The organism is Pseudomonas tremae, from assembly GCF_001401155.1.
GTDB classification, from domain to species: Bacteria; Pseudomonadota; Gammaproteobacteria; order Pseudomonadales; family Pseudomonadaceae; genus Aquipseudomonas; species Aquipseudomonas tremae.
The window spans coordinates 1-319 of the sequence record NZ_LJRO01000184.1 but is presented as its reverse complement, the minus strand read 5'-3'; the positions used below and the strand labels follow the sequence as shown (position 1 = coordinate 319).

Here is a 319-nt window from a genome sequence, read left to right as displayed (position 1 = left end):
TGCGCCGATTATCGGCCATGTTTCAGCCCAAACCCCCGATTTTGGGGCTATTTACTGTGGTGCGGATGATGCTCGACGCGCAGCAATTGGCTAAGACACCTTGTGTTCAGCTTGCCTGCGTCGACTCTTCACTGGTGCTGCTTCGATTCTGCCACCATTGCGGCATCTGCCTGCGTTAAGATTGCCATCATCTGATTAGCACTTAGAGTGGCCTTGTCCGCATGGCAACCCGTACCAAAACCCGTGAACGCATCGTGCAAACCAGTCTGGAGCTGTTCAATCAGCAGGGCGAACGAAGCGTGACCACCAATCATATTGC

At 53.6% G+C, this 319-nt stretch carries 1 pseudogene; it reads left to right on the top strand.

What is annotated here, in order from left to right:
* Positions 1-221: 221 nt before the first annotated feature.
* Positions 222-319: pseudogene (locus ALO43_RS30115) on the top strand (TetR/AcrR family transcriptional regulator); the annotation flags it as partial.